The organism is Veillonellales bacterium (assembly GCA_039680175.1).
GTDB lineage: Bacteria > Bacillota > Negativicutes > JAAYSF01 > JAAYSF01 > JBDKTO01.
The window spans coordinates 19,774-46,336 of sequence record JBDKTO010000007.1 but is presented as its reverse complement, the minus strand read 5'-3'; the positions used below and the strand labels follow the sequence as shown (position 1 = coordinate 46,336).

Below are 26,563 nucleotides of genomic sequence, written 5' to 3'. Positions count from 1 at the left end.
AAATTACGGCAATTAGTGTTAGAAGGTAATTGGCATATGGACAGCCTAAAAGTGATAAGACGATTTGATCTAAAAAAAGCTGGAATTTGTTCCGCAGTGGCGCGGACTGCTAATATCATCGTTCATCATGCCTAATTTTTCCTATCTCCTAATTCGACAATGTGAGTGATATGGAGAACCGTATCATTGATAATGGCGAAAAAAGAATAATCCCTGTCAATTTTGGTTAATTTGACAGGGATTATTGTGGTGCGCCCGGCATGGGCGCAGTCTAACGGGTGAAAGTCCCGAGCGCGGGTTAATAGTGCCAAGCGTACAGCTTAAAGCAAGGGTGTCCATCGCGAGGTGGAATCTGAAGGAAGCCAGCGGCAAATCTCCGGTCCGACGAACAGAAATCACATACAAGGCAGGAAGAAGCCGGGTAAGGTTGCCTCACAAACTGAAGCCCTAAACTATTCGAGGCTAATCCTGTAGATGTAGCGGATAGATGGAGAGAAAGACTGCGTTCTTACCCGGGGAGGTCTCGCGGACATGCGGAAATAATTAAATTGAAGCATGGTTGAAACAAGATTTACCGTGAGAAGTCAGCCGAGGTCATAGTACCGGGGAAATTCCCGGGAAAGACCGAACAATAATCGAGTTTCTGAGCAAAGGAAGGTGAAGACATGTTAAGAGAGCAGAAAACCAGTAAAATGGGCTGCCCCTGTGAGGGTATGCTGGAAGCAAAGAGCAGCAAGGGAGCGCGGAGCATGGTGACACCGGAATCGGCAAGAAGGAACCGCGTAAACTTGTTAGAGCAAATTTTAAGCCGTGACAATCTGAATAAAGCCTATTTTCGAGTAATGCGTAAGAAAGGTGCTGCAGGAATAGACGGAATGCAGGTTGGTGAGATGAAAGCGTGGCTGAAAGAGCACAAAGGAGAATTTCTTGAAGCCCTGAAAAGCGAAAGATACAAGCCACAGCCGGTACGACGGGTAGAAATTCCGAAACCGGACGGCGGCAAAAGAAAGCTGGGAATACCAACGGTATTGGACAGGCTGATACAGCAGGCCATAGCGCAGGTACTCCAGCCAATCTTCGAAGAGACATTTTCCGATAGTAGCTATGGCTTCCGACCGGGAAGAAATGCGCATCAGGCCATAAAGCAGGCAGAAGCCTACTATGAAGAGGGATATACGAGAATAGTAGAGCTCGACCTGGCGCAGTACTTCGACACAGTGAACCATGACATTCTCATCAACATGCTCCGCGAGAAAATAAAAGATGAGCGGGTAATAGGGCTTATCCGGAAATATCTGAAAAGCGGAGTCATGGAAGGCGGTATAATGAGCCCGACCCTAGCGGGAACACCGCAGGGAGGGAATCTGTCACCGCTCCTATCCAATATTTATCTCACGAAATTCGACAAACTGCTGGAAAGCAGAGGACATAAATTTGTGAGATATGCAGACGACTGTAATGTCTACGTGAAAAGTCCCAGAGCTGCAAAACGCGTAATGGAAAGCTGTATAAGCTATCTTGAAGAGAAACTGAAACTAAAAGTAAACCGTAAGAAAAGTAAGGTAGGCAGTCCGTTACGCGAGAAGTTTCTTGGATTCTCACTGCATAAAGCAGTAGGAAAAGTAGGAATCCGGCCCCATGGCAAAGTATTAAAACGATACAAGCAAAAGGTCAAAGAAATAACCGGCCGCAACAGAGGCCGATCAATCGGTGCCATTTTGCTGGAACTAAGAAGATACACAACCGGATGGCTGGGCTATTTTTCCATCGCTGACATGCGGGGCAAAATGCAGGAAATGAATCAGTGGATAAGACGCAGGTTGAGAATGTATCTATGGAAACAATGGAAGAAAATCTCGGCACGGTTTGAAAATCTGAAAAGATTAGGACTGGATAAAAGGAAAGCATGGGAATACGCCAATACAAGATTGGGATATTGGCGTGTAGCAAATAGTCCAATACTGAAAAGAACGCTAACAGACAAATACCTCGAATCCCTAGGCTATATGAACATAACGAAGAAATACGAGGCATTTCATTTACGTTAAATTATTGAACCGCCGTGTACCGAACGGTACGCACTGTGGTGGGAGAGGTCGGCTACTCAATTAATGGGTAGCCTCCTACTCGATTTTTATCAAGATAAATAGGTAATTGATTACTTGCGAGTTTGGGGTCCTACATTTAGTTATTTACGGCTTGTTCAATTTGTTTAAGCGCTGTTTTCAACGTTGAACGGCTGCATGCGATATTCATGCGCATAAATCCTTCCCCTCCGGGGCCGAACAGATATCCATCGTCCATAGCGACTCTGGCTTTCTCAAGCATAAAATCTCTGAGAAATTGATTATTTAGATGAAGTTCCCGGCAATCCATCCATATGAGATAAGTACCTTCGGGCTGGATTACTTTAATTTTCCCGTTTTTTTCATTAACAAAATGTAGTAGATATTCTAAATTTCCCTGCAAATATTCTTTTACTTGCTCCAGCCATTCTTCCCCGTAATTGTAAGCAGCCTCTGCCGCCACTTGCCCGAAAACATTAGGTTTAAGCAAATTGAGTTTCTTCATATGGTTATCAAATATTTCGCCTAGTGCTGAATTAGGAATAATTATGTTGGATGTTTGCAAACCTGCTAAATTAAAGGTTTTACTTGGAGCTGTACATACAATCGCATTTTGGGAAAATTCTTCGGAAATAGTAGCAAAGGCGGTGGTCGTAAATCCCTTATACGTTAAATCAGCGTGAATTTCGTCGGAAATAATGAGCACATCATGCTTAATACATATCTTTCCTAAAGTAATCAACTCATCTTTTGTCCAAACCCTTCCCACTGGATTGTGGGGATTACACAAAATTAACATTTTTACGTTGCTGGCGGCAAGTTTTTCATCTAGGTCTTTATAGTCCATGGTATAACGATCATTTTCAAATTTAAGACAATTCAGAACTACCTGGCGATTATTATTGACAATGCAATTCGTAAAAGGGTAGTAGACCGGAGATTGAATCGCAATACAATCATTCTCTTTAGTAAACGCTTGTACAAGAAAATTCAGAGCTGAAACGACGCCGGGAGAGAAATGAATCCATTCCTGTTTGATCGGCCATTTATATCGCCGGTCCATCCAGCCTATAACAGCATCATAATATGAAGTAGTAAGTATGGGATATCCAAAAATACCATGTTCGACTCTGTTCTTTAAGGCCTCGATAACCTTTCGCGGAACTTGGAAATCCATATCGGCTACCCACATAGGAATGGCATCTTTGGCTTTTTCTCCCAGTAAGAGATGTGCACCGTCCCATTTGCTGGATGCAGTACTTCTCCGGTTAATCAACTGGTCAAAATTATATTTTATCATTGAAACTCCCCCTTAATAATTTGAAAGGCGTTGACGAAGCCACTCAGTCAATGCGCCAGCAGATATATTGCGTTTTTTAGTATTCAACGCAAACAAATCATAAATGGTACGGAATAGATATAAAGCATGGAACTTCAGGATCCAAGTTAATTATAATTAATTAAGTTATGAGAAACTACATAATTGTAAACGGTAAGAACGATGTTTCTATTAAACGCTGCTTCTGGACTATTACCGTAATAAGCACCACCTGGTATAAGACCGTGTGATTCATACAAACATTTCTCGGGAGAATAGCCCCAAAATTCATCGCTGTTTAGCCAAATTGAACCGTCTGGAATCCATTGATTATTGCTTTTGTAAAAGGAACATTTGAAAGTAAATGTCTGCTTTTCAAAAGCTAATTTATTATCAAAAGTTTGGGTTCTAATTTTATCTAAAGTAGCTTTGTCAGGTATGCAAATTAGGCTATATGTCATTTCATAGAGTGATTCAAGGTCTGTTTTAGGTACCACGGTTGCACTTAATGTTTCTGTTCGAAGGTACTTTGTAAATCCATTTTCGGTAACGACATAAATATCTTCGGCAAAGCATACGTTTGTTATTAATGTAAAAATAATTGCAAATAAAAGCTTTTTCATTTCGCATGCCCTCTTTTCGATTTTATAGGCTTGATTATCGGAGCCGAGGTACTAAAGAGTAAACAACGTTATAATAACGATTACGACAAGCGTTATTCCATTACCTTCATTTTTATGCCGTTTGTTATTGGATATATGACAATAAAATTTTTACGGTTTATATTGAATTGAGGGACATACATAGACTGGGCTCAAATAAGGTAAGCCATTTTAAGGTTAACAATTTTATTATTTCCATTCATTCTCCATAATTTCTATTCAAACCTCATTTTAGTCCATTCAGATAGATTGCATTTATTAATTAAAAAATTTACTGTATAGTTTAATTGTAATAAATTCTTAAAATTCAATAAATCTAAGGAGGTAAGAGTCTATGAATGGTATTTATCTTGTTATTATTGCGGCTTTGGTGCTGACCCTTTGCTATCGTTACTACGGCGCCTTCATTGCAGCAAAAGTGTTAGCGCTTGATCCCAACCGTCCGACTCCGGCCGTTGTCCACGAAGACGGCCACGATTATGTGCCCACGAATAAATGGGTAGTTTTCGGACATCATTTTGCCGCAATTGCGGGAGCCGGTCCACTTGTCGGTCCGGTACTTGCCGCACAGTTCGGTTATTTGCCGGGTGCAATCTGGCTGCTGGTGGGTGCCTGCATCGGCGGGGCTGTCCATGATATGATTATTCTTTTTGCATCCGTTCGGCATGATGGTTTGTCCATTGCCGAAATTGCCAAGGCTGAGATCGGTAAATCAGCTGGTCTGGCTGCTGCCATTGCTGTTATCTTCATTCTGATTATCACCATGGCTGGTATGGGGATTGCCGTGGCAAATGCATTATTTAACAGCCCTTGGGGTGCGTTTACCGTTGGCGCAACAATTCCAATAGCACTCTTTATCGGTATCTACATGCGCTATCTGCGACCCGGTCATATCGGCGAGGCATCCTTTGTCGGTGTTGTTATGATTATCGCGGCTGTGTTTGGCGGCGCGCTGATTCAGGATTCTTCCTGGGCGTCTTTCTTTACCCTTACCCGTACCCAACTGGATGTTATTCTTCCTGTATATGGTTTTATCGCAGCGGCACTGCCGGTTTGGCTGCTGCTGGCTCCCCGTGATTATTTGAGTACGTACATGAAAATTGGTACTATCGGTGCTTTGGCTTTGGGGATTATTATTGTTCAGCCGCAGATTCATATGCCGGCTATCACCCAGTTCATCAGCGGCGGCGGTCCGGTTGTTCCCGGTCCGGTTTGGCCTTTCGTTTGTATCACTGTTGCCTGCGGTGCGATTTCCGGTTTTCATTCCGTTATTGCAACCGGTACAACACCTAAAATGCTTGCCAATGAACGGGAGATTCTGCCAATTGGTTTTGGCGCTATGCTGGCTGAATCCTTTGTTGGTGTCATGGCGCTGATTGCAGCGACCAGCCTGATTCCTGCCGACTACTTTGCCATCAACAGCGCTCCGGCAGTATTTGCAAAACTTGGTTTGGATGTACAGGAACTTCCGGTCTTGTCACAAATGGTGGGTGAAAATGTTGCCGGCCGGCCAGGCGGTGCAGTATCCCTTGCCGTAGGCATGGCACATATCTTCGCACAAATTCCGGGACTGGAAAGCTTTATGTCCTTCCTGTATCATTTTGCCATTATGTTTGAAGCCTTGTTTATTCTGACGATTATTGATGCCGGTACTCGTGTTGGTCGTTATCTGCTGCAGGAAGTCGGCGGCATGATATACAAACCCCTTTCCGACGCTCATTGGACACCCGGTATCGTCTTCACCAGCGCTTTAATTTCTTTTGCCTGGGGCTACTTGCTGTTTGGTGGTTCCATCGCATCGATTTGGCCGCTGTTCGGCCTTTCCAACCAACTGCTTGCCAGCATGGCGTTAACTATTGGTACGACAATGCTGCTGCGCATGGGTAAAGGAAAGTATGTGTGGGTTACCCTGGCTCCGCTCTGCTTTATGATTGTAACTGCAATGACTGCAGGTTTCTACAACATCTTTCAATTCTATCTGCCGAAAGGTCAGATGTTATTGGCCGGTGCCAGTGCAGTCATGATGATTCTGATTGCTTTTGTTATCGTTGATGCCGTAAAAGTATGGCTCAGCATAGGAAATGGCAAGACTTTAAAAGAAACAGCATAAGAAAATGCAGAAAAACGGCACTTTGCGCAAAGCGTAAAGTGCCGTTTGAATTTTAAAGAGAGGGGGACGTTCTTTTTGCTTCCGCTGGTTGAATTGAAAGAAGGAATATTACATGGAGTCAATTATTAATTCGAACGCAGGAGTATTTTTTTTTGGTGTGGGCACTATATTTTATAAGTACTCAAGCAGGAGGAATGAGAATGGATTTGGATAAATTTATAAAGGAAGAATTTGTACCGTTTCGGGAAAGGGTAGTCGAAGGAGTCCAAGCAAGGCATCCTCACATGTTTACGGCGATCAATACGATGCTTTCTGGCAAAGAAAATAAAATGGGTCTGCAAGTTGTTGAAGCTGAAAAAGTTGCCGGTGAATATACATTTCACTTAAATGGTATTTATATCACAAGTGTTGACAGCGGGCAACTCCTGTCGGAAATTCATCACCCAATGCTGGGAGTCATTAGACCTTATGCAATTGTTGAACGAAAGCAGCTTGAACGGATGATTCAGGATAAAGGATTTTTTGATGACCTGGCGGCAACAATTCCGCAGTACTTACCAGGCGTAACAATCAAATTTATGCAATAAGGATAGAAGAGGAATTAAATTGGCCCCAAAATAAGAAAGTTAAAAGGAGTTGTCTGAGAATTGACAACTCCTTTTTCTGGTTGCGCCCGGCACGGGCGCTGTCTAACGGTGAAAGTTCTGAACATGCTCGGCGGGAAGTGTATAGCTAATGTTAGGGGTGTTCATCACGAGGTGGAGTGTAACGGAAGACTGTAAATTTCTGTATAATTCAACAGTTGAAACTATCTAAGGCAATTGAAGACGATTAAGCCGGAATTACCTGGGGGAAATGCCGCAGGCCCTTATAAAATCTGGATTACGGGCTGTTTTAGACAGGATTATCAAACGGAGTGTCGAACCTAATTATTATAAATTGCGATGAAAGGCGAAGAGAAATTAGTTACCATATTCCTATAACTTTCATCCATGGGACGCCAATTCCCAGCCATATTACCAAATGAAGGGCAGAGAGCATAAAACCAAGACGCCACCACTCGCTTTGGGTGATATAGCCTGAACCAAAGAAAATAGGCGAAACGCCGCAGGCGTAATGAGTCAAAGTCGAGCAGGTATTGGCAAGTACGCCTAACAAGATAGCGATTAAGAGTACCGGTGCGCCGGCAGCGATCGCCACAGTAGCAAATGCGCCAAAAAGGGCCATTACGTGAGCCGTATTGCTGGCAAATCCGTAATGCACAAAGGTATAAATAATGCAGAGAATAATCATCACGCTGAGCCAGGAAATTCCCGCCAGGTGAACTTCCACCAGTTTAGCAAACCAGGTAATCAAGCCGAGTTTAGCCAGATAGGCGGCCATATTTACTAAAACGCCCATCCAAATCAGTACATCCCAGGCTCCTTTTTGTCCCAGCACGTCCTCCCAAGTAAGAATTCCGGTAATAAGCATGAAGGATAAGCCCAATAAAGCGACAAAGGCTGAGTCAAGACCGGTAATACTGCTGGTAGCCCAAAGGATAAGGGCACCGAGAAAGATAATTAGCAATATTTTTTCCGACTTACTCATCTCGCCCATTTGGGCTAATTCTTTTCGGGCGAGTTTAGGAGCTTCCGGAGTCTTTTTCAGTTCCGGTGGATAAATTTTATACAAAATATACGGAATCAGGATCGTACAGATTATGCCTGGTACGATACAAGCCAAAAACCATTGAGACCAGCTAATCGGTTGGCCAAACAAATCCTGGGTTAATTTTACAACTACAACATTGTTTGATGCGCCCGTCAAAAATACCGATGCGGAAATGATTACGCTGTTATATGCGCTAAAAATTAAAAATTTTCCGACTCTGCCGGCTGTCGCTCCCGGTTCAGAGCCAAAAGCCGTGCATAAACTTCGAACAATCGGGTAGATAATTCCTCCGCCCCGGGCAGTATTCGACGGGGTAAAGGGTGCAACAATGAAATCCGTCGCCGCTATGGTATACGCCAGCTTTAGCGTGCTATCACCGAATTTGCTCATTAAAACAAAAGCAATCCGTCGGCCTAACCCGGTTTTAATGAAGCCCTCAGCAAACATAAACGCCGATACAATAAGCCAAATGACTGTATTGCTAAATCCTTCAAGCGCTTGTCCCGGACTAAGAATTCCGGCGATGACAACTGTCGTTAGTCCAACGATTGCTGCCGTACCAATGGCCACTGGCTGCAGAATAAACGCCGCTATTGTGGCTGCAAAAACAGCCAGCAGATGCCATGCTGCCGGTTTTATTCCCTGAGGGATAGGAATAAACCAAATGACGATACCAATGAGTATACAAACAAGACCTTTTCCCAACTTATTATTCAATGCTGCCGCCTCCTATAATTTGAATAATTGTTACAATTCAAATTTATCATGCAAACTATAGGATCCGACATAAAATTAGATTTTTTTTAAATAGGCTGAAAGCAGCTAAAGCTTCTGCTGTTATGTACAATGTATGCAAAGAAGAGATTGTTTGTATTTTTATAAAACAGACTGTATATGCCGCCTAAGCCTTATGTAAAGAAGTGTATAGCAATGAGAAAAAATCGGCTTGCCATTTTGTTAATGATTCTGATTATTCCTTTAGCCGGAGAACTTAAATTCTATCCTTTTACCGGTGAATTCGGCTCCTTTCGCGTTAGTTTCGGCTCTCCCATGTTTTTGTTTTTTTTATTGTGGCTGCGCAATATCCCGTTTGTTTTATCCGGCTTATTAGCTGGTTTTTCCGTTCTCGTATTTCGGATAGCATTGGACTGGCAGATAGGGACGGGCTCTTTTGCTGCTATTTTTGCACTCCGGTTTCCGGCTTTTTTTTATTACATCACATATGCCACGGTCTTCTATTTGTTAAAAGCTAAAACATTGTATAATCAGCCGCTGCGAATTGGTATAGTGGCTATCATTGCCGAACTGGCCGCTAGTATTGTGGAACTCATGCTTACACTGACTTATTCCAGTGTCGCTGTCTTGTTTGCTTTCCCCATTATTTGTAAAATTTTAATTATTGCCATCATCCGCAACTTTTTTATTTTGAGTTTCTTTTATATTACTAATTTACGTCATGCTGAAATCGCGATAGAACAACAAAGAGAAGAAAATCACCATCTTCTGCTGCTCATTTCCAGCCTGTATGAGGAAGGCGTTCATCTTGAAAATTCTTTGCAGCATGCGGAAAATATTACACGAAATTGTTATAATTTATATGAAAGATTACACAGCGGCCAAGAGTCCTTTGATAAGAATGAGTTGGCGCAAATCATACTGAGAATTGCAGGTCAAGTTCATGAAATAAAAAAAAATAATCAACGAATCTATGCCAGTCTTAGCCAATTAATAGCAGGCGGAAAATTTCGGGACTACATGCCTGCTGCAGAATTAGCGGATATTATCGTTCAATCCCATCAGAAATATGCCCGCTCCTTGAATAAAACGATTACTTTCGATGTACAGATTGCAGCGATGCTGCCCCTGCTGCATGTCTATACCGTTTTATCCCTTGTCAACAATCTAGTATCCAATGCAGTAGAATCCATCCAGGATTCCGGTTCAATTCAAATATCTTTTTATAGTATTGGCAATAATATTGCCTTTCGTGTAGCCGATAACGGTTCAGGTATCCCGCCTAAAAAAAGAAATTTGATTTTTAAGCCCGGCTATACAACTAAATTTGATGCGGCAGGTAATCCCTCCACTGGCATGGGGTTGTCTTATATCAAGAATCTAGCCAACAGTTTGCATGGCAGCATTGCAATAGAGGGTACTCCTCCTGAGAATAAAACAGTATTTATCATTCAACTGCCCTTGAAAAGTCTAGCGAAAGAAGGATAAACAGCATGCGCTTTTTTATTGTTGATGATGATGAAGCGATTTGTTCCATGTTAGCTGAAATAATCGAAGATAATGATCTGGGCGAAGTAGTCGGGGAAGCAGACAATGGCGCTGCCGTTAATGCCCGCCTATTAAATATAAAAGCGATTGATATCCTGATTATTGATTTATTAATGCCAATAAGGGATGGAATTCAAACTGTCCGCGAACTCACTCCCGCTTTTCATGGGAGAATTATTATGCTGTCGCAAGTGGAAGATAAAGAAATGATTGGCAATGCCTATTTATTAGGCGTACACCATTATATTACCAAACCGATCAACCGGATTGAAGTAATCAGCGTCATTCAAAAAGTGACGGAATATATCCGACTTCAAACAGTAATAAACAACATTGGGGAAAACCTGAATATGCTAAATTCCGGCAGACCTTCCGACTCAGACCCTGCTGCTATCAACGAAAATACTATTATTGCTTCAGGACAATTCCTCCTTGCCGAATTGGGGATGATTGGTGAAAGCGGCAGTAAAGATTTGCTGGATGTTTTGGATTATTTATCCACCCATGAAAAGGGACAATCTCTGGTGCATGAGTTTCCTTCATTAAAAGATGTTTTTACGAATGTGGCAATCAAACGGGCAGGACTGCTGCCTTCTAATTCGGATACTATAAGAAAAGAAGCCAAAGCTCTGGAACAACGAGTACGCCGAGCCATTTTTCAAGGCTTAAACTATTTAGCCGCTCTTGGCATTACAGATTATACCAATCCGAAATTTGAAGAATATGCGCCGAAATTCTTCGATTTTACCGAAATCAGAAAAATAATGCGTACCTTGCAAAGCAATACCGAACCCTCTATTTTTCACGCACACATTAATATTAAAAAGTTCGTAAAAATTTTTTTCCTCGAAGCAAAAAGAAGAAGCAGATCCAGGGACGGCTCAGGACTGGCATAACGTAAATGATATTGGCGGTTTCACGCTAAAGAACTAAGTCAGCTTCTTTCCGATGTTTATTATTTCACAGTCATAAACTTGGCAAAATGCACTTTTAATGATAAATTTATAGTATGGAAAATATATGAAGACGATGAAAGCTTATAAGGAAGGCAGATGGCTTATGAAAATAGTTGTATTAGATGGGTATACTCTAAATCCAGGGGATCTAAGCTGGGACGGTCTTAGGGCTTTGGGCGATACTGTTATTTATGATAGGACACTTCCTGACAAAACTATTGAAAGAATTGGGGATGCCGAGGTAGTTTTTACGAATAAAACCGTTCTTAATAAAGCGGTACTTGCCGCTTGTTCGCAAATAAAATTTATTGGGGTATTGGCAACCGGTTATAATATCGTTGACATCGATACGGCAAGCCAAAAAGGTATTCTTGTCACCAATATTCCGACGTATGGAACAGATGCCGTATCACAATTTGCCATAGCATTGCTGCTGGAAATATGTCATCATATTGGCGAACACAGTCAAAGTGTAGCAAAAGGGGACTGGACAAATTGTCCGGATTGGTGCTACTGGAATAATTCGCTGATCGAACTTGCCGGTAAAACAATAGGTATTATTGGATTTGGCAGAATCGGACAGCGCACAGGAGCCATTGCCCAGGCGTTAGGCATGAAAGTTGTAGCATATGACAGCTATCCAGATAAATCCCGGGAAAACAATGGTTTACAATATGTAACTCTGGAGGGCTTATTTGCAAACTCTGATATTATCTCATTGCATTGTCCATTATTTGAGAGTACCAAGGGTATCATTAACAAAGACAACATTGCTAAAATGAAAGACGGGGTTATCATTATAAATACTTCTCGCGGCCCGCTTGTAGTGGAAGAAGATTTAGCTGAAGCACTCAATAGCGGTAAGGTTTATGCGGCCGGACTTGATGTTGTTTCGACCGAGCCTATCAAAGCTGATAATCCGCTGCTAAGTGCTAAAAACTGTATTATAACACCACACATTGCCTGGGCGCCCCGGGAATCCAGGTCTCGTCTTATGAATATTGCCATTGATAACCTTAAAAAGTTTTTGGCAGGCACCCCGGTTCATGTTGTAAATAAACACGTGGGCTGATTAATCGGTTATACAATCAAGATAGAAGAGCAATTAAATTGGCTCCAAAACAAAGAAAGTGAAAAGGAGTTGTCTGAGAGAATTGACAACTCCTTTCTATAAAATGTTTACGGCCTGCCGGCCCCGCTATACATGTCATCCATGCCGGGGCCGGGCTGACTATCAGGACCGTGCATCCCCGGCCCAGGCATAAGGCTGTGATTTTTAGCCAGGCTTTGCCTGAAAGTCTCCTGATCTACCCCTAACGATTGCGCGACATCTGACCAGCTATTGTTGATTTTCTTCAGGGACAAAATGTCGGGTATTGGTTTTTGGGTGTTTTTAGCCAGTATAGCGGCTATTTCAATATCCGGCGGTATATAGCCCGATTTTAGTAAAGCGAGAACGGTTCCTTTGGGAACGGACAGATCGCCGGCCATTTTAGCTGCCAGCATCTCTTCGTGTAACGCGCGGATTTGCTGCGTTGTAATACCCAGTGACTGCTCGACATCGCCCCAGGTGTTGGCAAGGGTTTTCAGCGAAAGAATTTCCGGCAGCGATTTATTGGCGGCTTTTGCTACTAATGCCGCATGCATGAGGTCGTGGGGATTGACACCCTGCTGCAGATATTTTTCCAAAGCGGTTTTTTCCAGCCCCCAATCGTCGGCCATTCGCTGCAGCATCATGTTAGGCCCGCATGCCGCCGGCTCGCCAGTGGCCGGGGATGCTTGCGTAACAGGCAGAATTGCCAAACTGGCCAGAACGAAGCCGCTCAGCAAAACAGCGATAACTATTTTTTTCTTTATCATAATGGATCCCCCCTTCTTTTTTACAATTTTTATTATACGGTTCAATTTTTACGGTTTGTTGTTTGATTGATTACAATTCTGTTACAAATTTTTAAAGATAAGAAGCAGGCTTTGCCGGAGAATTTAGGAGTCAAGATGATTGACATGACAGATAATAGGTGATATCATAATCTCAATTATAATATGATAGTTACTTTGGCAAAGGCGCCGGGATTATTTCCTTGCGCTTTTTTATTTTGTTATAATTTAGCAGCAGGATATTTACTGAAGAATGCCTGAAAGAATAAGATTGTATAGCATTGGCAGACTATAACAGGAAAAGGGAATAGAGAAAATCGGTGGGAGTGTTTTTTATGGACACTGGGTTTGAAAAACACGCTGAGAATTTAATGCCGGAAGCTATGCCGTGCAGGTTAAAATGGCAGGCTGACGGCAGGCCGGAAAGGCGGAACTCATGGCTGGGACAGCAAATTATATCGCCATACCAGCTTAAAATTATGCTTCTGGGGATGACGAAGGACGAACTGGACGAAGTTCGCAAAAATCTTTCCGTAAGAAATGCCAGTTCTTTAAAAAAGCAGAAGCTTGTCGAAAGGTTGCTGGTTGCTATTCCGCTGCAGGCTTCTGAGGTATTCGCCTGTTTTGACGAAGAACGGTACCAGTTGGCGCAGAAGCTGGTCAAAAGCGGTGGAATTATTTATCAACCGCATATTTCCCCTGCTTTGGCCAATTATTTACGGAAACATGGATTGATTTTTTTCGGTAACCATAACGGCAGGAAAGCAATTATTATGCCGGAGGAAGTGGCGGTTGTATTCAGGCGAGCCGCAGGTCCGGAATTAGCCCGAAAAGTAAAGCGCAACAGTCAGTGGATTCGCTTGACCCAGGGCATGTTATTTTATTACGGGGTACTTGATTTTACCCAGGCGAAAGCTCAATTAGAACAACTGACAGGCGAGGGAATCAATATATTGGAATATGTAAATGTTATTTCAGGTGCAATCCGCTGTTATGATCAGATGGAAGACACTTTGTCAGGGGTTGCCGACAGCCGGGTTTTAAATCCCAATGCGATTAAAAGAAAACAGCAGGCGATAGCGGCGATTGATTATTATCCCTTTGATAAACAACAATTGCTTCAGGCCAGTCAGCCGGATTATAAGGAGCAAACCCCGGCATTGCATGACATTACTTCTTTTCTTTACAGAAAATGCAATATACCGCCGGAAGTCGTGGCTGAAATCATTAGGAACAGTCTGGATATAATCAGTGAAGATGGTACAATGGAAGAACTGCTGGAATATTTACAGGAATGTCTGGATGTCAACTCTGCTAAAATGATTAAGTCGTTAAACAATAAGCTGCTTGACCTGTTCAACCATACACGCCGCTGGACTTTAAAGGGTCATACGAAGGATGAAGTATTCCCGGGCGAAGCTAGATTTCCACAGGCGGAGCCTCTAGCTTCGAGTCAGCCGGAATCCTATGTATTTGACTTTTGTACCCGGCGCAAAATGCGGAGAAATGATCTGTCCCCGCAGCAGCGGCAAAAAGTTTAGCCGTGCTGCGGGAAGTGAAATTGATAGAGAAAGTGCGGAATAGCCGAAAAAAATAAATATAAATCCTAAAACAATAATCCTGCCAAAAATTGTAATGTTGGCAGGATTATTGTTTTTTTATGGTAAATATGATATACGGATGTCAAATCACTTATAAAAATAGAGCGGAAAGATGAACAAAAGTGGCCTCATCCCTTGTAAGATACGGGTTGAGGCCACTGTGTTATTTTAGGAAAATGCGATGCTTTTTTGCTCAAATCACCTGGCTGATGTGCATAACCTTGAATTTTCCGCCGCTGTTGGCGGCGGCTTTGTTCAGCTGGACGAGGCAGGTGGGACATTCCGTTACTACGATTTGGGCACCGGAATTTTCAATGTTGATCCGCTTTTTGTCGAGAATAGCGGCGGCTACTTCAGGATAATCCATATGAAAGGAACCGGCACCGCCGCAGCAGACATTGGCGTCTTTCATTTCGATATAGTCGCCGGCTGCTTTTAATAGCTCCCGGGGCTGCTTTTTTACGCCCTGGCCCCGGCCTAGATGGCAGGGTTCATGGAAGGTCAGTTTGGCAGCAACCCGGTGGCGGGGCGTGTAGCCGATATGGGTCAGGTATTCGCTGAAGTCCATTACTTTCTGGCTGAAGGCGGCCGCCCGGTCTTTCCATTCCGGGTCGTCGGCAAAATAAGCTCCGATGTGTTTCAGCGTGCCGCTGCAGCTGGCACAATCGCTGACAATTACGTCGGCTTTTTCAAATAAAGCGATATTCTTTTTTGCCATTGCCAAAAAATCGCCGCGCAGTCCGTGGGCCAGGTGAGGCAAACCGCAGCATACGTTGTCCACAAGCTGCAGGTCGGTTACGCTGCGCAAAATGGCAATGGATTCTTTTTCGGCATCGGGGAACATCATATGCATGCCGCAGCCCCGAAAATAGGCGGCTTTGGCTTTTTTCGCCAGTTGAACCGGCGACGACGGTACGGAGCCGCTTAGAGCGGCAGGCCCGGCAAAGGAGGCCAGATATTCTTTGCGGGTAAATTCGCCGGGAGCCATGCCGTGGGGAACCAGACTGTTTAAGCCGGTTTTGCGCAGCACTTTAAGCGCGCCGGCGGAGAATTTCACCAGTGTCCGGTTTTTCATTAAATTCCCCAGAGCTTTGTATTTGGCACCGGGGGTGCCGTTTTTTTCAGCAAAGTACTGCCGGAGTGCAATCATCGCTTCATCGGTTTGCACTTTGCTGGGACAGTTGTCCACACAGGTTCGGCAGAGAAGACAGAAATTGAGCACAGCCATTGCCGCGGGAGTCGGCTGGATGACTCCCTGCAGGATTCCCCGGGCTACGTTGTTTTTACCCCGGGCGCTGGAAAACTCGATATCCTTTGCACCAAACAGCGGACATACCGGCAGACAGGCGCCGCAGCGGTCGCATTGGCTGACAATTTCGCCTGCTTTTTTTAGATATTGTTCTTGCTTATCAGTGTTTTTCATCGTAAACTCCCTCGGTTACCAGATTTTCCCGGGGTTTAAAATCCCCTTAGGGTCAAGCGACTGCTTAATTAGTTTTAGTGTATTGACTCCGGCTTCACCCAGTGCTTTGGTGATATACGGCCGTTTGGTGATGCCGATGCCATGTTCGCCTGACAATGTGCCGCCAACGGATAAGGCGGCAGCAAAAATTTCATCCACGGCGTGATGGGCCCGTTCGGCCTCTTCCGGCTTGGCAAGGTCGCACAGTACGGAAGGATGAAGGTTGCCGTCGCCGGCATGACCGTAAACGGCAATGGTCAGTTTATATTTTTCCGATATCTTACGGATCAGACGCACCGTCTCCGGAAATGCGTCCCGTGGTACGGAGATATCTTCTCCCAGCCGGGTAGGCGCCATGGCGCCGATGGCGGAGCTTAGTCCCCGGCGGATGGCCCAGATTTCGTCCGATTCCTGCTGAGAAGCGGCAACCTGTACTTCCAGGACGCTGTTTTTATGGGCAATGGTTTCAATCCGATCCGCCTGTTTTTTTAAATCTTCTTTCGTGTCACCGTCAACTTCCATAATGACACAGGCATCCACCTTGGGGTCCACATCCAGCTTGCGGTATCGGGCCACGGCTTCCAGGCTGACCCGGTCCATTAATTCCGCCGTCGCCGGCACAACTCCCGTCAGCAGCATATCCCGGATGGTGTGGCAGGCGTCGTCCAATTGAGGGAACATCATCTGCAGGGTATTTCGCATTTTCGGCATAGGAATCAGACGGAGCAAAATCCTGGTAATGATTCCCAAAGTGCCTTCCGAACCGGTAAACAGCTGGGTCAAATTATAGCCGGTAACATTTTTGATTGCTTTGCCGCCGGTGTGAATAATCGTACCGTCGGCTAGGACAACTTCGAGGCCCATGACATAATTGCTGGTCACGCCATACTTAACGGCCCGCATGCCGCCGGCATTTTCCGCCACATTGCCGCCGATGGTGGAGTACTTCCAGCTGCCGGGGTCAGGGGGGTAGAAGAGTCCTTTTGCCGCCGCATAGTTATACACATCAATGGTGCGCATACCGGGTTCGACGGTAATCATCATGTTTTGTTCGTCAAATTCAATGACTTTTGTCATGCGATCCAGGGAAAGAGATATGCCGCCTTCCAGGGGAATGCTGCCGCCGGTACGGCCGCTGGCCGCTCCCCGGGGGGTCACCGGGATGCCCTGTTCGTTTGCAAGGACCATGACTTGGGATACTTCTTCGGCAGCAGCCGGACGTACCACCAGCTGGGGGATGTTTTTTGTCTCCATGGGAACGAAAGACGAGTCATAAGAGTAGCCAAAACATTCAATGGTTGAGTCAAGCGCGTTTTCCGCACCGACAATCGCACGGATTTTTGCTTTGATTTCATTGGTTATCATAATTGTGTACCCTCCTTAAAATATGGCGCAAGGATAAATCCGGTTAGTAATAATTAGCTAAAAAAAACATCATAAACCAGTATGACATTTAAAACAGCTACAATTATGCCTACTGTCCATAAAATGATCTGCTGGAATTTGCTGTTTGCGTATTTGCCCATTACTGTCTTCGAGGAAGTAAGACGAATCTGGAGGAAAATCGTCCAGGGCAGCTGAATGCTAAGGGCGATTTGGGAATACAGGAGTCCTTGAAAGGGATCATTAATGCACAAGATTGTAATGACTGCCAGCCCATAAGTCAGAAGAACGCCCCACCAGGAGTGGCGGTCTTTAATGTCATAAGGTTCTTTAAACAAGCCGGCGACGATGCTGCCGCCGGCCATTCCGGCTGTAGTGGTGGAGCAAATGCCGGAAAACAGCAGGGCGACGGCGAAAACAACGGCGGCACTGCTTCCCAGTACCGGTTTCAGCATTTCCTGAGCCTGCTGTAGTTCAGTGACATGAATATGATTGGTAAAAAATACGGCTGCTGCTACCAGGATCATGGCGCTGTTGATGGCCCAGCCCAGTAGCATGGAAAATAAAGTGTCCAGGAATTCAAAATCCAGCTGTTTTTTGATTGCCGACTCATTTTCTAAATGCCATTGTCGGCTTTGAATCACTTCCGAGTGTAAAAATAAATTATGGGGCATTACCATAGAACCCATAACGCCCATGATTACGCCGATGGAACCTTCCGGAACGGATGGCAATAACCAGCTTGTAAGCGCCTGGGGCCAATCAATATTCACAAGACTGATTTCATATAAGAAGGAGAGCCCGATCATCGAAACAAAGCCGATAATGATTTTCTCCATTTTTTTATAGGAATTGGACCATAACAGCCAGCCGCAAAAGAACCCGGTGATAGTGGCGCCGATTTTTACCGGAAGATGGAACAGCAACTGAAGGGCAATGGCACCGCCGATAATTTCCGCCATAGCAGTTGCCGCTGCGGCAGCTACCGCGGAAAATAGCAGAGAGCGGGAAAAAAGCGGCCGTAAATAAATGGTGGCTGCTTCCGATAAACAAAGTCCGGTTACGATGCCCAGATGGGCCGCGTTGTGCTGCAGCCAGATCAACATAACGGTTGACAGGGTAATCATCCACAGCAGTTTGTAACCGTAATCGGCGCCGGCCGCCATATTAGTCGCCCAGTTTCCCGGATCAATAAAACCAACGGTGACTAAAATTCCCGGCCCGATGTAGCGTAAAACCTGAAAGGCTTCTAAATTTTTCCGGTGGCCTTTGCTGTTAAAATAATTGGCGATAAAATGCAGCGTTTCGGTCACTTCCTCCTGTGTTTTAGCAACATAGCCAAGTGATTGCAGCCTGCCGGGCTCAATCTCTTTTGACATCCCGGCCTAAGTCAATAATATCTTTAATTTCTTTCGTCTGATGACCATCCGGATGCCATACGATAGGGGAGCGGTTGGTAAAATAGAATTTAAAGCTTAAAGACAATTGGCTGTTTTTAATTTTATCAATTAAATCGTCAGACAGATCGTATACGGCAAAAGATTGATTCCTTAACAGAGCCCGGTTGTATTTATTGATAAAATCCAGGTTGTTGTCAATTTTATAAACGATCCCATCGATAGTAATTTCCGCCTTATCATCAATATTCAGGGCTCTGTCCACGGTAATCGACAGCCAGTAGGACTCCGTGCCGTCCTTGTCAATATGCTTCACAAAAGCATATTGATCGACAGAGGACCATTTGGAAACTGTTTTCAAGCTTTGGTGGACGACGCTTTCATCATAGCTGTCAAAGCTGGTGGCGAGCGCAGCGGCGGAGCCGGTGCAACTGAAAAGGAAGAAGGCGGTGAGTACGAGAACCAATGGCAAATGACGTACGTTTTTTATCGTTTCCATCTTTCTCACTCCTTTTATAGTTTACAAGCGCGAAGCATCGATATGCAGTTCCATTAACGCTCTTTCTAAGGCATCATAGTAGGCGCTGTCGTTGACGGTGGTGGTACCGGTGAGAGTGCTGTCGCCACTCTCTTTGGTAATTTGGTCGGTAGTTATGTATTTCCCCGTTTGAATATGTAATAACCGGATGTCGCAGGTAATAGAAGTTTTATAAGTTGCTGAACTAAAATCAGTGCTTATACTGGGCAAACCTTTGTGCAAGGTAATAAAGAGGGCGTAATCGCACTTCAATTCTTTTGCCAGTGATTGAACGTCTTCACGGGTCAACGGCTGAGCAGAATAGAGACTTAGCGGACGGTTGGCGGGGCGATATGATTTTATCGCCGCACTCGTTGCTTCCAGGGGGAGAAGAACAAACTGCTTCGCCGGGAAAAGAGAATTTGCTTTTTTGACGACCAGATCCTGAATGGTTTCGTTATTAGCATAGGTGTCAGGCGTTTCCAGAAAAATGCCGATGGTTCTTTGATTTGAAACGGCGGCAGGATTGCCGGTGGAGTGAGAATTTGTCTCAGCCCAGCAGACACTGGAAATCGCAAAAATAGCACAGATTAGGAGAAATAACAGGTGGTTTTTTTTTATCATTGCGAGGCCTCCTTGTAATGAGCGGCTATCTTGAATATTACGATAAGTGAAGCCCAAAATCCTGCATTCAACCTTTCTGGCAGATAAGAAACGGAAGCTTTCGGCAAGGCTGTGAAAAAATGCTGATATTCTGCATTCCGAAGTATTGACTGAAAGAGAGATAAATAATAAGCAAGCTGGTTCCAAATATGGTATTCTAATAGGGAAGTTAAATAAAACCAAAGGAGGGAGAACAATGAATCAGGAAATCTTTGCTGACGGCATCAGCGCCATACACGTTACTGGAAATTTAGTACGTATCGATCTAATGTCTCTTCAGCCCCATCTCAAGAGCGATAACGGTCAGCCAGTGGTGGATGTAAGCAAGCGAATTATCATGCCGCTGGACGGGTTCGTTCAATCCTTGGGCACCCATCAAAATATTGTAAACCAGTTAATTGAAGCCGGAGTTTTGAAAAGAAACGATCAGCCGGTGAGTCCGGTGCCTGCAGTTGAAAATAATCCGGCTGAAGCAGCCGGAAAGTCATGAAAGAATATGCCAGTGAGGCAGGAAAGAGGTAAACAGATATAATGAAGAGCAAGAACAGAATATTTTTGGTGTTCCTGGCGATGGCTTTGCTGCTGGGGGCAATGGGGACAGCCCAGGCATCTCCGACGGCTTCGCCGGTAGGTTTTGTTGATTACCTTTACCTGATCAATCATCACCCGGATACGCCGAAGGCCAACGAGGCACTTAAAGCGGAGCAAGATCAAGATAAGCAGCAGTTCACCGAAAAATCAGCGAACCTTAGCGACCAGGACAAGCAGGCCCTTGACCGGCAGCTGGGGCAGCAGATTGAACAGAAACGTCTGGAATTGTTAAAGCCGATTACGGAAAACATTAATGCTGCGATCAAAGAAGTGGCTGACGCCAAAGGCTTGTCGGTCGTGGTGGGAAAGAATACCGTTATTTATGGCGGCACGGACATCACACAAGATGTTCTGCAGAAGATCGGCGGGAAATAACAAGCCGGCTCAAGCTGTGACTTTCAACCTTCTTTTTTGTCAGGATGGTGCGGGGCTGCGTCTTTACGCAGCCCCGTGAATTTTTTTTAACAGCCAGGCCATATTCTGCCCCAGATTTTTCATATTGGCCATGCCTTCCAGGTCTTGTTTCACTTCGTCGATATCATTCCCGTAACCCATATTCCAATACGTTGAACCTACGAGAAACATTTCCTTACTGTGCAGAAAATGGGTTAGGGTATCAAAGGCGCTAATGGCGCCGCCTCGCCGGGCGGCTGTCACTGCTGCGCCTACTTTGTGTTTTAACAGGCCTTTATTGGCAGCCAGTACGATACTGGCCCGATCGATGAATGCCTTAATCTGTGACGTTACACCGGCAGAATGTACGGGAGAGCCGAGGATGATTCCATCGGCGGTGATCATTTTTGCCAAGCAATCGTTAAAAAAATCGTCCGTTATGACACATTGCTTATTTTTATTTGTGATACAAGCCCGGCAGGCCGTACAGCCTTTGATGGTTTGCCCGGACAATTGAATCAGTTCCGTCTCAATTCCCTGTTGATTCAGTTCGTCAAATACCGCCTGCAGTAAGATGGCTGTATTGCCGCGTTTGCGGGGGCTTCCATTAATGCCTACGACTTTCATGAATTTATGTCTCCTTTATTATAGCTGACAGCGGTTTTTCTTTTTATTGAGCGTATTCTGCCTGAGCGGTTAATATCCTTCTAACTAAGTAATATTATGAACAACTATATAATTATTCATAATATTACAAAATAATAATTGCAGGCACAGGGGATATATGGTATAGTTAAATCAATAGCAGGGGCTGTTCGGAAGATGCCGGAAAGGTATCAAAACCCATAGGGGAAAGTTCGGATGGCTCCTCTGCAAGAGCTGTCACGGTCACACCTTTATTAGCGCAAAGGGCTAAGACGTTAGTGGCGACAGTTCAGCTCCGGCACATAGCGTACTGACTGGGACAGAAGAGAGGTATGCCTCTCGCGAAGTTAAGTGATTGTCTCCAGAAAAAGCTTAACAAAGAGTAGCCAGGTCAAAAAGGAAAGTGCCGGAGATAACCTGCAAGAGAATGCTCTTGCGGGTTATCTATTTTTTCGTGGCTCAAAATCCCACGGCGTTCTCTATGGCTAAAAATCTCTGAATTTTCATATCAAATGTCTCGGGCTTTTTTAATTAGACAGTACCGATAAGAATAAGTTCAAAAGGTAAATAAATCCCGGATTTCAGACTCGTTCATTTTGGTCAGGAAAGTTTCACCCGGTTGGATAAGGCTATTAATGAGTTCTTTCTTTTTTTGCTGCAAGCTGTAAATTTTTTCTTCAATGGTATTTTTGGTAATCAGCTTATATACTTGAACCGAATTTTTCTGACCGATCCGGTAGGCCCGGTCGGTTGCCTGATCTTCTACGGCCGGATTCCACCAGGGGTCATAGTGAATCACCATATCGGCGCCGGTAAGATTTAGGCCGGTTCCGCCGGCTTTCAGGGAGATCAGAAAAATGTTTTTTTCGCCGGCGTTGAAGGCGTGTACAAGTTTGACGCGGTCTTCGGCCTTAGTTGATCCGTCCAGGTAGTGATAGGTCATTTTCATGGCGGCCAGTTGCGGTTGAATCAAGGACAGCATACCGGTATACTGGGAAAATAAGAGAATCCGATGGCCGCCGCTGACGGCGTCCTTTAACAGTTCCAGCAGCATGTCCAGTTTGCCGCAGCCGCCATGATAGTTTTCGATAAATAAAGAGGGATGGCAGCAGATTTGCCGCAGCCGGGTGAGCAGGGACAGTATTTTTATCCGGCTTTTTTCAAAGCCATGGGCTTGTACTTCGGTTTCAAATTCCGTTCGGGCTTGCAACAGCCAGGCGGCATAGAGCTTGGATTGCTCAGCCGTCATCTCGTTAACCATTTTGCTTTCCACTTTTTCCGGCAGTTCCTTCAGAACTGCTTTTTTCATGCGCCGCAAAATAAAAGGGCTGATATGCCGCCCTAATTCCCGCAGGGCGGTCTGATCGCCATTTTTGATGATCGGCGCTTCAAAGCGGCTGATAAAGGCTTTATGGGTTCGTAAATAGCCGGGCATTAAAAAATCAAAGATCGACCATAGTTCGGTTAAGGTGTTTTCAATTGGGGTTCCGGTCAGGGCAAAGTAGTTTTTGGCTTTGATTTTCTTGACGGATTTGGCATTTAGTGTATTGGGGTTTTTGACATGCTGGGCTTCATCCAGGAAACAGGCGTGAAAACTTTTGGTTTCATAAAAGGCGATATCCCGTTTGAGCAGTCCGTAGGACGTTACCACCAGATCCGTTTGATCAATGTGCCGCAATTGTTCCAACCGGTCACTTTGTTGGCCGGTGATCACAGTTACGTTTAGTTCGGGAGTAAATTTCAGCACTTCTTCCTGCCAGTTATAGAGCAGAGAAGTCGGGGCAATCACCAGACAAGGGCGGGAAGATGTTGCCTTTTCCGACAAAATAAAGGTTAGGACCTGCAAGGTTTTCCCTAATCCCATGTCGTCGGCCAGAATGCCGCCCAAGCCATAACTGGCAAGTGTCTTTAGCCATTTGAAGCCTGTTTTCTGGTAATCGCGAAGCCTTCCCCGGATGCCAGGGGGAAGGGGATATTCAGCATCCTGTGGTTCATGAATGTCCTGCACCATCCGTTTAAAGGCACTGCTGCGCTCCATATGAAAATCGGCTGTTTCCCGGGCCAGACTATCCAGATACAGGGCTCGGTATTTAGGCAGTTCAATGACCTGTTTTTCAATATCGGAGGAGCGCAGGCCAAGCTGCTCCACAAGACCGGCAGCGGCTTGAAAGTCGGGGGAATCAAGGGGAATGAAACCGCCGTTCTGCAAGCGGTGATAGCGCTTTTTTAGCTTGCAGGCCGCCAATAATTCCCGCAGTTCCCGGGGAGAGAACTGGTCATAGTGCAGCGATAATTCCAGCATATCGGTTTCCGTATTCAGCCGTACGCCGGCCATCATTGTACTGGTAGATTTTATGCTGACGGGTTTGAAATCATCGGAGTAGAAAATTTCGGCTATGTCGTGAAGTTCCGGCAGGGATTGCTGGAGGAAGCAATAGGTTGCCTCCTCATCGGCTTGTACAAATTTTCCCGCTGATTCGGTAAAGCCATGCTGCCGGAAAAGCCGGAGTACCCGATTTTCTTCGGCTGTAGACCGGAGCAGCCATTTTCCCTGTAATGTGGACTCTGCCGGAGGTGAAGGTTCCGCCGGATTGATCGACAGAGCTCCGTAGCGAAACTCAATTCGGGCGCTCATGCCATCGCCGAGTTTATCAAAATACACGTATTTCTCCAGAGGCTCTTTGTAGAATCGGTCGTATACGGCATTGTCTACAGTTACTGAGGAAATAGTTTCCAGGGCCGGCAGTGTGGCCGAAAAAAAATCGGATACTGCTGCTGACGGAATAAAGGTTTCCGGTTTGCGATTTTCCCGAAAACACCGGAGCAGCGGTTTAATATAGCTGGCAAACTGGTCATCCACTTTGTAAATGCCGCGCTTATAGTACAGATAGCGAAAATCCGTATCCAAGCCGTAGAGTTCGGCGCTTTTTTCTTTCATGGCAAGCTTAAGGCCGCCGTCGGTTGCTTTTGCCGCCAGTTGCAGCGGCGGTCTTCCTTCCTGCAGTCTGACGTCGGTAATCTTTTCGCCATGCAATATAACGGTAAAAGGTTGTCCGCCGACGGCAGCAAAAAAACGGGCTAAATTGGAATTCGTCAGACGAAAGCGTTTGGGCTCGGCAAACGCCGAACCGGCGGAAGAATAATAAGAATAACTCCAGGCGACGCGCTGCTTTTCTTCGGCATAGGCCTGACGCAGCAGATTCAGCAGTGCCTTGGATAAGTCGTCAAACACCATGTTCCGAGGCGTTAGCGTAAAGCTTTTGCCGTAAGAAATTTCCTGGTTGCTGTCTAAAACCGCTAATAGCTGGGGAATATCTTTCAAAACATACATCCGCTCCCGGCCGATGAGAAACTCCAGCCAGTTGGTGGTAACGCCGGAACTGTTAGCGAAGGAATAAGTAGGGATGAGCTTAATTTTCCCTTTATTCACCGGTTCTGCTGCCGGGACTGTCTCGTTTTGAAAAAAGGCCAGCAATTCCTGAGTTGCCCGGGTAGGGGGCAAAGCCTTTCCCACGCCAAAGTAGGTGTCCCATTCTTTTTGAATCTTTTTTAATACGGCAATGATATGCTTGCAGGCTCCATTGTAGCTATAAAAAGCCGGACAGTCGCAATCATAGTAATCGATTGCCTGCCGACGGTTAATTTGGACGGTTACCGTATAGAGCTCGCGTCCCTGGACACGTGCTTCAAATATATTATTTTGCGAGAAATAGTGCAGCTCTCGCACCGCGTCGTTTTGGAAATATCGGCAGCCTTTCGTATAAGAAGTGCCTAAAGCAGCTTCGAATTTTATTGCTTTCTCGGTTAGCATGAACAGTCATTCCTTTTCTGTCGGACTTAGCTTATAGCATCAATCATAACATATTTTGCAAAATGTGCCACGATCAGCGGGGATTTCTCTGCTGCGCTTTCCTTTCACTTTATTCAGGTTTAATGATTTGTAAATTCCTGTATAAGTAAGAAAAATCGTGCCCTAATTGATAGTATGTGATTTTTAGTAGAATCGGGCAGCAGTCAGTTAAAAATAGCTTGACAAAGCGGATTACTCCATTTATAATTCACTCTATAACAGATGATTGTTACGGCAAAGAAGCCTCGGGGTTATTATCCCGGGGCTTTTTATGTTAAGGAGGCAAAGAAGCCTTTGCGGTTATTTTTGACGCAAAGGCTTCTTTACTTTTTATGAGCAGGGGAATGACAGTCAACTGGTATACCACATACCGTATGCTGAATGATGCGGCTAAAAAGGGTGAGAGCAATGGAAATCACACAAGTGGCAAAGGCAGTTTCTTATAAGGAAAAGATTTATGAAGAGATTAAAACGGCTATTATTAACCGAGTGCTGAAACCGGGCGAGCAATTAAACGAAAGAATTCTTGCCGACAAGCTGGGGATTAGCCGTACGCCGCTGAGAGAGGCATTCAAGCGGCTGGAAACGGAAGGCTGGGTCGTGACGGAGGCATGGAAGGGGACTTACGTGACTGAGATCACTGCGGAGGATATTGAAGAAGTGTCTCAGTTGCGGATGACCTTGGAGGTCATGGTCATAGAACTCATTATTCAAAAGATCACTCCCGGCCAATTGCTTAAAATTAAGGAGCTGCACCAGAATCAGGCCCAGCTGGGGGATGAATTTAAAGCCGGTGATTTCATTGAACTGGACCGGAATTTTCATATGTACCTGGCGGAGCTGACCGGGAATAAACGGTTGATTCAGATTTTGGCCAATCTCAGCGATATGATGCGGCGGCTGGGGATTACGGCGATTCAAACAGCAAAACGCTATCGGGAAACATTGCAGGAGCATGCCGGTATCATCACTGCGTTGGAAGCAAAAGATCTCGTCAAGGCAAAGCAGGCGGTTCTATTTCATGTGCTAAATACGCAAAAAAATATTTATAAACACTGGGAAAATCGGGAATCACAAACAGAGATTCAGAGTTGACCGGTGGGTTTTTGAGTAAAGCGGGGGAGGGATGAACGAA

Annotated in this window: 21 protein-coding genes; 10 read left to right on the top strand and 11 right to left on the bottom strand. The window is 45.0% G+C overall.

Annotated features, from left to right (window positions below; genetic code table 11):
* Positions 1-665 precede the first annotated feature (665 nt).
* Positions 666-2,048, top strand: coding sequence for a group II intron reverse transcriptase/maturase (gene ltrA / locus ABFC84_01115; protein ID MEN6411344.1), 1,383 nt, complete (start codon positions 666-668; stop codon positions 2,046-2,048).
* A 136-nt stretch (positions 2,049-2,184) separates the two neighbouring features.
* Here the strand turns inward: ltrA and ABFC84_01110 are convergent, their stop codons facing one another.
* Positions 2,185-3,366: a MalY/PatB family protein gene (locus ABFC84_01110; protein ID MEN6411343.1), complete on the bottom strand. Its 1,182-nt coding sequence runs from the start codon at positions 3,364-3,366 to the stop codon at positions 2,185-2,187.
* Between the two features lie 146 nt (positions 3,367-3,512).
* Positions 3,513-4,007 carry a hypothetical protein gene (locus ABFC84_01105; GenBank protein ID MEN6411342.1) on the bottom strand — a complete coding sequence of 165 codons (495 nt, stop codon included), beginning with the start codon at positions 4,005-4,007 and terminating at the stop codon, positions 3,513-3,515.
* A gap of 373 nt (positions 4,008-4,380) precedes the next feature.
* On the opposite strand from ABFC84_01105, the gene ABFC84_01100 reads away from it, so the two are divergent.
* Entirely contained in the window at positions 4,381-6,156 is a 1,776-nt protein-coding gene (locus tag ABFC84_01100) for a carbon starvation protein A (protein ID MEN6411341.1), read from the top strand.
* A gap of 200 nt (positions 6,157-6,356) precedes the next feature.
* The gene (locus ABFC84_01095; protein MEN6411340.1) at positions 6,357-6,743 is read left to right on the top strand and encodes a hypothetical protein; all 387 of its coding nucleotides are present in this window, start codon (positions 6,357-6,359) and stop codon (positions 6,741-6,743) included.
* Between the two features lie 379 nt (positions 6,744-7,122).
* Here the strand turns inward: ABFC84_01095 and ABFC84_01090 are convergent, their stop codons facing one another.
* Entirely contained in the window at positions 7,123-8,526 is a 1,404-nt protein-coding gene (locus ABFC84_01090) for a DASS family sodium-coupled anion symporter (GenBank protein ID MEN6411339.1), read from the bottom strand.
* Positions 8,527-8,739: 213 nt separating this feature from the next.
* Between ABFC84_01090 and ABFC84_01085 the strand changes: the two genes are divergently transcribed.
* From ABFC84_01085 to ABFC84_01075, 3 genes are all read left to right on the top strand, one after another.
* On the top strand, positions 8,740-10,032 hold the full coding sequence (locus ABFC84_01085; GenBank protein ID MEN6411338.1) for an ATP-binding protein: 1,293 nt from the start codon (positions 8,740-8,742) through the stop codon (positions 10,030-10,032).
* A gap of 5 nt (positions 10,033-10,037) precedes the next feature.
* Positions 10,038-10,988, top strand: coding sequence for a response regulator (locus ABFC84_01080; protein ID MEN6411337.1), 951 nt, complete (start codon positions 10,038-10,040; stop codon positions 10,986-10,988).
* Between the two features lie 163 nt (positions 10,989-11,151).
* On the top strand, positions 11,152-12,120 hold the full coding sequence (locus ABFC84_01075; protein MEN6411336.1) for a D-2-hydroxyacid dehydrogenase: 969 nt from the start codon (positions 11,152-11,154) through the stop codon (positions 12,118-12,120).
* A 107-nt stretch (positions 12,121-12,227) separates the two neighbouring features.
* Here ABFC84_01075 and ABFC84_01070 read toward each other — a convergent pair whose 3' ends face one another.
* Positions 12,228-12,908: a hypothetical protein gene (locus ABFC84_01070; GenBank protein MEN6411335.1), complete on the bottom strand. Its 681-nt coding sequence runs from the start codon at positions 12,906-12,908 to the stop codon at positions 12,228-12,230.
* Positions 12,909-13,261: 353 nt separating this feature from the next.
* Between ABFC84_01070 and ABFC84_01065 the strand changes: the two genes are divergently transcribed.
* Positions 13,262-14,467: a hypothetical protein gene (locus ABFC84_01065; GenBank protein MEN6411334.1), complete on the top strand. Its 1,206-nt coding sequence runs from the start codon at positions 13,262-13,264 to the stop codon at positions 14,465-14,467.
* Between the two features lie 253 nt (positions 14,468-14,720).
* Here ABFC84_01065 and ABFC84_01060 read toward each other — a convergent pair whose 3' ends face one another.
* The 5 genes from ABFC84_01060 to ABFC84_01040 are packed head-to-tail and all read right to left on the bottom strand — an operon-like array spanning position 14,721 to position 19,910.
* Entirely contained in the window at positions 14,721-15,950 is a 1,230-nt protein-coding gene (locus ABFC84_01060; protein MEN6411333.1) for a (Fe-S)-binding protein, read from the bottom strand.
* Between the two features lie 15 nt (positions 15,951-15,965).
* A complete protein-coding gene (locus tag ABFC84_01055) occupies positions 15,966-17,354 on the bottom strand; it encodes an FAD-linked oxidase C-terminal domain-containing protein (protein MEN6411332.1) in 1,389 nt (462 codons plus the stop codon).
* Between the two features lie 53 nt (positions 17,355-17,407).
* Positions 17,408-18,751 carry an Nramp family divalent metal transporter gene (locus ABFC84_01050; GenBank protein ID MEN6411331.1) on the bottom strand — a complete coding sequence of 448 codons (1,344 nt, stop codon included), beginning with the start codon at positions 18,749-18,751 and terminating at the stop codon, positions 17,408-17,410.
* Positions 18,735-19,268 (bottom strand): hypothetical protein, encoded by a 534-nt coding sequence (locus ABFC84_01045; GenBank protein ID MEN6411330.1) that lies wholly within the window; start codon positions 19,266-19,268, stop codon positions 18,735-18,737. The genes ABFC84_01050 and ABFC84_01045 overlap by 17 nt, the downstream gene beginning before the upstream one ends.
* 21 nt (positions 19,269-19,289) lie before the next feature.
* A complete protein-coding gene (locus tag ABFC84_01040) occupies positions 19,290-19,910 on the bottom strand; it encodes a hypothetical protein (protein MEN6411329.1) in 621 nt (206 codons plus the stop codon).
* Positions 19,911-20,145: 235 nt separating this feature from the next.
* Between ABFC84_01040 and ABFC84_01035 the strand changes: the two genes are divergently transcribed.
* Together ABFC84_01035 and ABFC84_01030 are read left to right on the top strand one after the other, a co-directional pair.
* Entirely contained in the window at positions 20,146-20,439 is a 294-nt protein-coding gene (locus tag ABFC84_01035; protein MEN6411328.1) for a hypothetical protein, read from the top strand.
* A gap of 41 nt (positions 20,440-20,480) precedes the next feature.
* Positions 20,481-20,915: an OmpH family outer membrane protein gene (locus ABFC84_01030; GenBank protein MEN6411327.1), complete on the top strand. Its 435-nt coding sequence runs from the start codon at positions 20,481-20,483 to the stop codon at positions 20,913-20,915.
* Between the two features lie 63 nt (positions 20,916-20,978).
* Here ABFC84_01030 and ABFC84_01025 read toward each other — a convergent pair whose 3' ends face one another.
* Positions 20,979-21,560 carry a flavodoxin family protein gene (locus ABFC84_01025; protein MEN6411326.1) on the bottom strand — a complete coding sequence of 194 codons (582 nt, stop codon included), beginning with the start codon at positions 21,558-21,560 and terminating at the stop codon, positions 20,979-20,981.
* Between the two features lie 574 nt (positions 21,561-22,134).
* Positions 22,135-25,389 (bottom strand): DEAD/DEAH box helicase, encoded by a 3,255-nt coding sequence (locus tag ABFC84_01020; GenBank protein MEN6411325.1) that lies wholly within the window; start codon positions 25,387-25,389, stop codon positions 22,135-22,137.
* Between the two features lie 447 nt (positions 25,390-25,836).
* Here ABFC84_01020 and ABFC84_01015 point away from each other — a divergent pair, with 447 nt between their 5' ends.
* Positions 25,837-26,523 (top strand): GntR family transcriptional regulator, encoded by a 687-nt coding sequence (locus ABFC84_01015; protein MEN6411324.1) that lies wholly within the window; start codon positions 25,837-25,839, stop codon positions 26,521-26,523.
* The last annotated feature ends 40 nt before the right edge of the window (positions 26,524-26,563 follow it).